Source organism: Kitasatospora sp. NPDC051164 (genome assembly GCF_044455625.1).
In the GTDB taxonomy this organism is placed as follows: domain Bacteria; phylum Actinomycetota; class Actinomycetes; order Streptomycetales; family Streptomycetaceae; genus Kitasatospora.
In genome coordinates, this window is sequence record NZ_JBITFB010000005.1 from 164,193 (window position 1) to 173,148 (window position 8,956).

Consider the following 8,956-nt stretch of genomic DNA (forward strand, 5'->3'; position numbering starts at 1 on the left):
CCGTGCCGGGCCTCCGTGCCGGGCCTCCGTGCCGGGCCTCCGTGCCGGGCCTCCGTGCCGGGCCTCCGTCCGGGGTCGGCTCCGGAGTCACCTCCGGGGGTCCGGACCGCGTGCCCCGAGGGGCCTATCCCGTCCCCGAGCCGAGATCGAGCGTGTAGCGGGCGAGGTCCGCGGGGCGGGCGCGGTCGGTCGGGGCGACGGCGTCGCGACGGGCGAGCCAGCTGCGGAGGCGCTCGGGGGCCGGGCGGACTCCGCCGATCTCGTGCAGCAGGACCCGCGCCGGGTGACCGGCGTCCGGGTCGGGTGCCTGGACGTCGACCACTTCGAACTCCGTCCCCGGGGCGAAGATCACGGTCGGCTGGTCCCCCAGTTCACCGAAGGCCGAAGTGCGGCGGCCGCCGACGGACCAGATCGCGAACTCGATCCCTAGGTCCTCGCCGAGTTCCGCACCCGGCGCCGCCAGACCGGTCACCGGTGCCCGTTCGGTCAGGACCGTGCCCGGGGTGTACGCGCCGAGGCCGGTCCCCTCGGCCGGGCCCGCGACCAGCACACCGCCGTAGTGGCTCGGCAGCCGGCGCAGGCCGGCGGCGAGGCACCGCAGGTACGGGCCGTAGCGGCCGGGTGCACCGGAGCGGGCCGCCGCGAGGAGCTCGGCGCGGGGAGCCAGGGGGGTGCAGTCGCCGTGCTGCAGCAGCACGGCGACCAGTTCGGGCCTCGGGTCGACCGCCTCCGACCGGGTGCGGAGGCTGGGCAGCCGGGTGGCGACGTCCTCGGCCCGCCGCGCGAGCCGCTGGTAGGCGGGCCCGAGCTGGGACACCAGGGCCGCGCGGTCCTCGGCGGGAGTGCTGGGCGCTCCCGCCGCCGGGGACACGGCCACCGGGGCGGGCACGGGCGGCGCGGGTACGGGTACGGGTTCCGGCTCTCGTTCTGGAACCGGCTCCGGGTCGGGGGTCGGCTCGGGTTCCGGCGCTGGTTCGAGTTCCGGCTCCGGGTCGGCCTCGGGCTCCGGCTCGGGCTCCGGATCCGGCTCGACTGCGCTCGAGGACACCGGACTTGACGCCTCGGGAGCCGGCTCCTGCGGCACTGCCGGGGCTTCCTCTGCCTCGGTCACCGGACGAGGGTCCGGAGGCGTCGCCTCGAACTGCCCCCCGGAGGTCGCCACCGTGACGGCGGGCGTCGGCGCGGCCACGGGTTCGGGTTCCGGTTCAACCTCGGGTTCGATCTCGGGCTCGATCTCGGGCTCGACCTTGGGCTCGACCTTGGGCTCGAGCGTCGGCTTCGGCTCAGGCGTGGGCGCCGGCTCGGCCTCGACCTCACACTCCGGCTCCGGCTCCGGCTCGGGCACCGGCACCGGCACCGGCACCGGCACAGCCGTCAGCTCAGGCTCGGCGGCAGCCCCCGCTTCCGCCCCGGCCCAGTCCAGCCCGTACAGCCGCGCGCAGAACCGCCCGACCGCCGCGGACCCGATGTCCAGCGTCCCCGCGACGGCGAGTGCGAGGCGTACTGTTCCCGGCGGGAGTGCGCCGAGCAGGGAGCCGAGGTGGTCCCACAGGGTCTCGGGGACCGGGCGTCCCGGGGCACCGACGACGAGTACCGGCTGTGCGGGGTCGGGGCGGCGCAGTCGTGGTCCCCGGTCCGGGGTGGCCGCGGGGCGGAGCCAGAGGCCGGCAGCGACTGCCTCCAACTCCCAGCCGGGGAACGCCGGGTAGCGTGCCGGGCCGGGTGCCGGGGGCAGGTCGGGCCGGGTGCGCCAGCCGACGGCGGTGACGGTGCGCTCGCTCGGGCGGGCGACCAGTTCGGTGAGGTACGGTTCCCAGCCCTCGGCGCCGTCCGCGCCTACGTGGACGTGCCGGGTGCCGGCCCCGGCCCCGGCCGGTACCGGCACACCGACGGCCGCCCACACTTCCTGGCGGAGCGAGGCCGCCGACACCGCGGCCAGTTCGATGAGTTGGACCGGCTCGGCCCACGGCGCGCTCAGCGTGAGGCGTTCCGGCCTGCCCGTCGTCGTTTGCAGCAGCGCGGCGGCGTTGGCGAGTTGGGTGCCGCTGGGCAGCGGTCCCTCCGGTTCGCCGAGGACGAGCAGCAGTCCGTCGTCCGCCGTGACGGCCCGGTCGAGTACGGCCGGTCGCTCCGATCCCACGGCGGCCTCGGTGATCCAGTACGCGCCGCCGGCCAGCGGGGTGATGGTCGCGGCGGCCGGCCAGTGGGGACCGAGCGGCACCGTTCCGGCGCCGGGCCGGCACCGCCACCAGGTTCCGTCGACGGCCGGCAGCGTGCCGTCCGTCTCGACGCTGACCACGGAGTCGGGTGCGACGACCGTCAAACCGCAGCGCCTGGCCAGCAGTTCGGCGGGTCGGCGGCCGTCCGGCCCGACCGCCGCCAGGCCGGAGGCGGCGAGCACCAGCGTCTCGGCCCCGCGTTCGCGCGCGACCTGCGCGAGTTCGTCCAGCGAGGCCAGCAGGACGGGTGCCGCGTCCGCGGCGGCGGCGAGCAGCAGCAGCGCCCGCGGTTCGACGGGGACGGCTGCCAGCGCCTCGGCCAGTCCGGCCGCTTCCGCGCCGGGCGGCGCGATGACGTAGTGCGGGCCCAGTGCCCGCAGCGTCGAGCCGCCCGTCCCGGGGGTCACACCCACCGCACCCGCACTCACCACACCCGGCGCGATACCCGTAGCCCCCGTCATCCTTCTTCTCCCAGGTGTCCGGTCTGCACCTGTACGGTGCGCCGCCGGGTGATGTACAGCCCGCGCCCGGTGGGGAACTGCCGCGGCTTGAGGTTGCCGAACAGGTATCCCTCGGAGGGCGGGCAGGACATCAGCAGCGAGGGCGAGTTGACTTCCTGGAGCTTGCGCAGCAGCGGGTCGCCGAGGGCTCGGCCGATGCCGTTGGCGCCGCGTGCGACGACCAGGTGGAGGCCGATCTCGGTGCCCTGGGCGAGGTCTTCGAGCAGGGCGGCGAAGGGGTGGGTGCCGCTGCCGGAGCCCACCAGGTCGTAGTCGTCGACGAGGATGAACAGTTCCGGGCCGGTCCACCAGTCGCGCAGCTTGAGCCGGGAGGGGGTGATGTCGGCGGGCGGGATGCGGTTCTTCATCGCCCTGGACGCCCCGTCGACGATCTGGCGGAGCTTGTCGATGGCCACCGCGTAGCCGAGCCGGTATTCCTCCGGCACGGCGTCGTACAGGCCGCGCCGGTAGTCGACCAGCATGATCCGCGCCTCGGCCGGGGTGTAGGTGGTGGTGATGGCGTTGATCATCAGTCGGAGCAGGTTGGTCTTGCCGGATTCGCTGTCGCCGACGATCAGCAGGTGCGGGTTTTCCTCGAAGTCGTGCCAGAGCGGGGAGACCTCGGTGTCCTCGAGGCCGATGGCGACGCGCAGTCGTCCTTCGGGCGCGGGGAGTCGGGCGGCGTCGAGGGTGAGCGGGAGCATCCGTACCTCGGGGGCGCGCGGCCCGGTCCAGTGTGCGGCGACGGCGTCGACGAGGTCGGCGACGCCTTCGCCGAGGTCGTCGGTGCGGCCGGAGCCGTCGATGCGGGGCAGGGCGGCGAGGAAGTGCAGTTGTTCGTCGGTGAGGCCGCGGCCGGGCAGCTTGGGGACCTTGGCGGCGGCCCGCATGTTGATCATGGAGTCGACGGAGTCGCCGAGGCGCAGCTCGAAGCGGGTCTGCAGCTGGTCGCGCAGGCCGCCGGCGACCTCGCCCCACCTGGTGGTGGCCACCACCAGGTGGACGCCGTAGTTGAGGCCGCGCTGGGAGATCAGGGTGAGCGGCTGGACGAGGTCGTTGAACTCCTGGCGCAGGGTGTTCCAGCCGTCGATGACCAGGAAGACGTCGCCGTGCGGCTCGTCGGACAGTTCGCCGGCGGCCCGGCGGCGGCGGAAGGCGGCGATGGAGTCGAGGCCGAGTTCGGCGAAGTACTGTTCGCGGCGGTTGATGATGGCGTTGATCTCGGCGACGGTGCGCAGCACCCGCTCGCCGTCGTGCCGGCCGGTGACGCCGCCGACGTGCGGCAGGCCACGCAGGGCGGAGAGCGTGCCGCCGCCGAAGTCCAGGCAGTAGAACTGGACTTCGCGCGGGGTGTGGGTGAGCGCGAGGCCGGTGATCAGGCTGCGCAGCAGGGTGCTCTTGCCGCTCTGCGGGGCGCCGGCGATGCCGACGTGGCCGCCCGCGCCGGAGAGGTCGGCGGTGAGCAGGTCGCGCAGTTGCTGGAAGGGGCGGTCGACCACGCCGACGGGCAGTCCGAGGATGCCGTGGCTGCTCGCCTCCTCGGTGGTGAGGCCGCGTTCGGGGTGCGGGACGAGCGGCGGCAGCAGTTCGTCGAGGGTGGGCGGGACGTCCAGCGGCGGCAGCCAGACCCGGTGGGCGGGCGGGCCGGCGTCGCGGAGCTTGCCGGTGGCGACGTCGAGCAGGGATCCGGCGGCGGCCTGCTGCTCCTCGGGTTCGGCCTGGGCGACGGGGAGCCGGCGGGGCACCACGTAGTCGGTGCCGTACGCGACGACCTGCCCGGCGATGGCGGCCTGCTGGGCGGCGCGGCGCTTGGGCCGGTACGGGCCGGAGACGTAGGCGGCCTTGAACCGGGTGAGGGTGGAGATGTCGCTGCGCAGGAAGCCGTTGCCGGGCTGGGAGGGCAGCTGGTAGGCGTCGGGGACGCCGAGGACGCCGCGGCTCTCCATGGCGGAGAAGGTGCGCAGGCCGATCCGGTAGGACAGGTGGGATTCCAGCGCGCTCATCCGGCCTTCGTCGAGGCGCTGCGAGGCGAGCAGCAGGTGGACGCCGAGGGAGCGGCCGAGTCGGCCGATCATCACGAAGAGTTCCATGAAGTCCCGGTGCGCGGACAGCAGTTCGCTGAACTCGTCGACGACGACGAAGAGCGTGGGCAGCGGGCGCAGCACGGCGCCGGCGGCGCGCGCGGTCTCGTAGTCGAGCAGCGAGGCGTAGCCGGCGTCGCGCAACAGCTCCTGGCGGCGGACGAGTTCGCCGTGCAGGGCGTCGCGCATGCGGTCGACCAGGGAGGCCTCGTCGGCCAGGTTGGTGATCACCGCGGAGGTGTGTGGGAGGGTGTCGAGGCCGAGGAAGGTGGCGCCGCCCTTGAAGTCGACCAGGACGAAGTTGAGCACCTCGGAGGAGTGGGTGACGGCGAGGGCGAGCACCAGGGTGCGCAGCAGTTCCGACTTCCCGGAGCCGGTGGCGCCGATCAGCATGCCGTGCGGGCCCATGCCGCCCTGGGCGGACTCCTTGAGGTCGAGGTCGACGGGGCGTCCGTCGGGTCCGAGGCCGAGCGGGACGCGCAGCCGCTGCGGGATGCCGCGCTGGCCCCAGAGCTCCTCGACGTCGAGGGCGTGCAGGTCGGGGATGCCGAGCAGGGCGGTGAGGTCGAAGTCGGTGGCGAGCGGTTCGGCGGCGTCGACGCCGTCGGCGATGCGGTAGCGGGCGAGCAGGGCGGCGAGGCGGGTCGCGGCGGGCAGGGTGAGCGTGTCGGGTCGGCCGAGGTCGGTGACGACGTCCTTGCGGTTGCGGTCGGAGCCGACCATGGTGAGCCGGCCGTCCTCGATCCGCAGCCGCAGGGTGGCGCGGGCGGGGCGCCACTCCACGCTGTCGGAGAGGTCGATCAGGACGGCGTTGCGGTAGCCGGTGAGTGCGGCGCGGCTGCCGGTGTGCGCGCCGGGGCCGTCGAGGACCAGGACGGTGAAGGGCTCGTCGCGGTCGGGTACGGCGTCCGGTTCGAAGCCCGGGCGGCCGGTGAACTCCTCGCCGAGCAGCTGCTCGACCTCGCCGAGGCTGCCCGCGACCAGTCGGACCGGGCCGGCGCCGTCGGTGTCGGTCGGGTGCAGGGCGTGCGGCAGCCACTTGGCCCACTCCCAGTCGGCCCGCCGTTCGGTGTCGGTGACGACGGCGATGCTCAGCTCGTCCGGGCCGTGTACGGCGGCGAGTTGGGCGAGCACTGCCCGCACCAGGGCGCGGGCGGCCTCGGGGTCGTCGGAGCGCAGCAGCAGGTGGGCGAAGCCGCGCAGGTGGATGGCCATCGGCTGGTCGGCGACCGTCCCGTAGGCGTGGATGAAGCGGCGCAGCGCGTGGGCGCAGAGCGGTTCCAGGTCCTCGACGGGCTTGGTGGCGAGCGGTGCGAGCGGGGTGGCCAGGCGCTGGGCGCCGACGCCGATCCGGACGTCGCTGAAGTCGGGGTGGGCAGCCCGGCGCTCCCACAGCCGGCTGGTGCCGACCAGCGACCACAGCTCGTCCGGCGCGGGGTGGCGCCAGGTGAGGGCCTGCCGCTGGGCGTCGATCGAGCGGCGCACCTGGCGGCGCATCTGGGAGAGGTAGCGCAGGTAGTCGCGGCGTTCGGCGCGCAGCTGCTGCTTACGGTCGCTGGAGCCGCGGATCAGCTGGGTGAGCAGCATGCCGACGGCGGACAGCGCCATCATGCCGACCGCGACGTAGCTGAGCGCGCCGCCGCCGCCTTCGCCGCCACCGCCGGGGTGCAGGAACATGAAGACCATCGACAGCGAGCCGAGCGCCATCGGGGCCATGCTGATCACGCTCGCCATGCCGCTCTGCTTCTCCGGCAGACCCGGCGGCTCCTGCAGCTGGATCTCGCCGTCCGGCATCTCGGGCCCCGGACGCCGGGGCGTCCGCTTGACCAGCACCACGCTCACTCAGGGCTCCTCACTGCGACCGGCTCCTCACGCCACGGGCTCCCCATTGCGACGCCGTCCCCTCTGGCTGACGGACGGTACGGCGCCCGGGGTTCAACGGCGGGTTGAACGCGGCGCGCCGGGCGGGCCGTTCATCCGGGCGGAGAAGGCAGCACACCACCGAGCCGGAGGACAGGCGTGAGCAGCAGTGTCGTCGCAGGATTGTGCCGATTGAGGTTCCATGCGCCGGGGGCGGTCTTCGAACTGGCCGTCCCCGCCGACGTACCGCTGGCCGACCTGCTGCCCGCCATCCTCGGCCACGCCGGGCCCGACCTCGCCGAGGAGGGGCTGGAGCACGGCGGCTGGGTGCTGCAGCGGCTCGGCGAGGACCCGCTGGACGAGGAGCGGAGCGCCGAGGCGCTGGGCCTGCACGACGGCGACGCGCTGTACCTGCGGGCACGCCACGAGGCGCTGCCGCCGGTGCACTTCGACGACCTGGTGGACGGCGTCGCCACCGGCATGCACGAGCGCGGCGACACCTGGCGCCCGGGCCTGACCCGGATCCTCTCGCTGGCCCTGGCGGTGACCGCGCTCGCGGCGGGCTGGGTGCTGCTGGCGCTGCCCGGCCCGGCCGCCCCGCGGGAGGCCGCGGCGGCCGCGGTCGCGCTCCTGCTGCTGCTCGGCGCGACCAGCGCCTCCCGGGCGATGGCCGACGCGGGCGCGGGCGCCGCGCTGGGCGCCGCGGCCGTGCCGTACCTGGCGCTGGCCTCGCTGCTGCTGCCGAACGGGCCGAGCGGCGACGACCTGCTCGGTGCCCGGGTGCTGGCGGCGTCCTCGGCCGGGGCCGGGGCGGCGGTGCTGGCCCTGGCGGCGGTCGGCGCGGCGGCGCCGCTGTTCCTCGGGGTGGCGCTGGTCGCGCTGCTCGGGGTGCTGTCGGGGGTGCTGGTGCTCGCCGGGCTGACGCTCGCCAAGCTGGTGGCGGTGCTCGCGGTGGTGGCGGTCCTGGTGGGTGCGTTCGTGCCGTCGACGGCCTTCCGGCTGTCCGGGCTGCGGCTGCCGATGCTGCCGCGCAACGCGGAGGAGCTGCAGGAGAACATCGAGCCGGTCCCGGCCGCCGCGGTGCTGCCCCGCGCGCTGGTCGCCGACGACTACCTGATGGCCCTGCACGCCGCCATCGGTGCGGTCTGCGCGGCCTGCCTGGCCGTCCTGCCCTTCGCGGACGGCTGGGCCGGCCCGGCCGAGGCCGGCACCCTGAGCCTGCTGCTCCTGCTGCACGGCCGGGCCGTCGGCAGCATCCGCCAGCGCCTGACCATCCTGCTGCCCGGCGTGCTCGGGGCGCTCGTCGTGCTCGCCCGGGCCACCGCCGCCGCCTCGGCGACCGGGCGCCTCGCCCTGGTGGGCGGCCTGCTGGCGCTGGCCGTCGCCCTCCTGGTCGCCGCCTGGACGGTGCCCGGCCGCCGCCTGCTCCCCTACTGGGGCCGGATCGCCGACATCCTGCACACCCTGTGCGCGCTCGCGCTGCTGCCGCTGGCCCTCCAGGCCTGCGGCGTCTACCACACGCTGCGCGGCCTGGGGGGCTGACCGGGTTTCAGGGAAACGCCGAGGGCCCGTCACCGTCGTGGTGGCCGGGCCCTTCCGCTGCCGCCCTCCGAGGGGCGGCGGCTCAGTCGAACGGGCGCAGCGGGTGCACCGGCTCCCCCGCGCGCTCGCGGGCGTCGAGGGCGGACCAGAGGGCACCCGGCTCCAGCCGCATGGCCGCCGGGGCACCGGGGTTGACCACGATCCCGAGGCCCGGCGGCAGCCGTTCCAGCAGCATGCCTGGCCCGATCACCGCGTGGTCGGGGTTCCCCGCGGCGTCCAGCCAGGACCGCGCGGAGTACACCACCACCGCCGGCTTCCCGTCCGGGAGCCCGAACCCGCCGACGCCGCCGAACTCGTCCAGCAGCACGGCGAACCGGGCGGCGGCCAGCGCGCGGTAGACGTCCTCGGCCGGCCCGTACCCGGTCACGGCCAGCTGGACGGCCGCGTCCACCGGGTCGGTCGGCGTCGGCCACTCGCGCGCCAGCGGCGAGGGACGGTACTCCCCGTTCTCCGCGAACTCCTCGACGGTGCCGTCCTCCCCCGCGCGCCACCGCCCGATCACCGCCCAGTCCGGCGGCTCCCCCTTGCCCTGCCAGTGCGGGTCGACCAGTCCGATCCACTGCCCGGGCGCGGCCCTGGCCGCGGCCAGGATCCGCTCGGGTACCGGCCCCGGGCCCGCGTCGGGTGCGGGCGGCGCGGGTACGGGCGCGGGCGCGGGCTGCTCGCGGTCCTGGTCGGAAGCGGTCATCGTGTT

Annotated in this window: 4 protein-coding genes; 1 reads left to right on the forward strand and 3 read right to left on the reverse strand. The window is 75.3% G+C overall.

What is annotated here, in order from left to right; translation table 11 throughout:
• Positions 1–124: 124 nt before the first annotated feature.
• Positions 125–2,680: a hypothetical protein gene (locus ACIBEC_RS09905; RefSeq protein WP_360493921.1), complete on the reverse strand. Its 2,556-nt coding sequence runs from the start codon at positions 2,678–2,680 to the stop codon at positions 125–127.
• A complete protein-coding gene (gene eccCa, locus ACIBEC_RS09910; protein ID WP_360493918.1) occupies positions 2,677–6,642 on the reverse strand; it encodes a type VII secretion protein EccCa in 3,966 nt (1,321 codons plus the stop codon). Before eccCa ends, ACIBEC_RS09905 begins: the two co-directional genes overlap by 4 nt.
• A gap of 210 nt (positions 6,643–6,852) precedes the next feature.
• Here eccCa and eccD point away from each other — a divergent pair, with 210 nt between their 5' ends.
• Positions 6,853–8,202: a type VII secretion integral membrane protein EccD gene (gene eccD, locus ACIBEC_RS09915; RefSeq protein ID WP_360493915.1), complete on the forward strand. Its 1,350-nt coding sequence runs from the start codon at positions 6,853–6,855 to the stop codon at positions 8,200–8,202.
• 82 nt (positions 8,203–8,284) lie between these two features.
• On the opposite strand, the gene ACIBEC_RS09920 is transcribed toward eccD, so the two are convergent.
• Complete coding sequence (locus ACIBEC_RS09920) at positions 8,285–8,950, reverse strand: type VII secretion system-associated protein (RefSeq protein ID WP_360493912.1); 666 nt, start codon at positions 8,948–8,950, stop codon at positions 8,285–8,287.
• Between the last annotated feature and the right edge of the window lie 6 nt (positions 8,951–8,956).

Coding starts and splice junctions, on each gene's coding strand:
- ACIBEC_RS09905 (WP_360493921.1), bottom strand. CDS start 2,680: ATGACGGGGGCTACGGGTATCGCGCCGGGTGTGGTGAGTGCGGGTGCG.
- ACIBEC_RS09920 (WP_360493912.1), bottom strand. CDS start 8,950: ATGACCGCTTCCGACCAGGACCGCGAGCAGCCCGCGCCCGCGCCCGTA.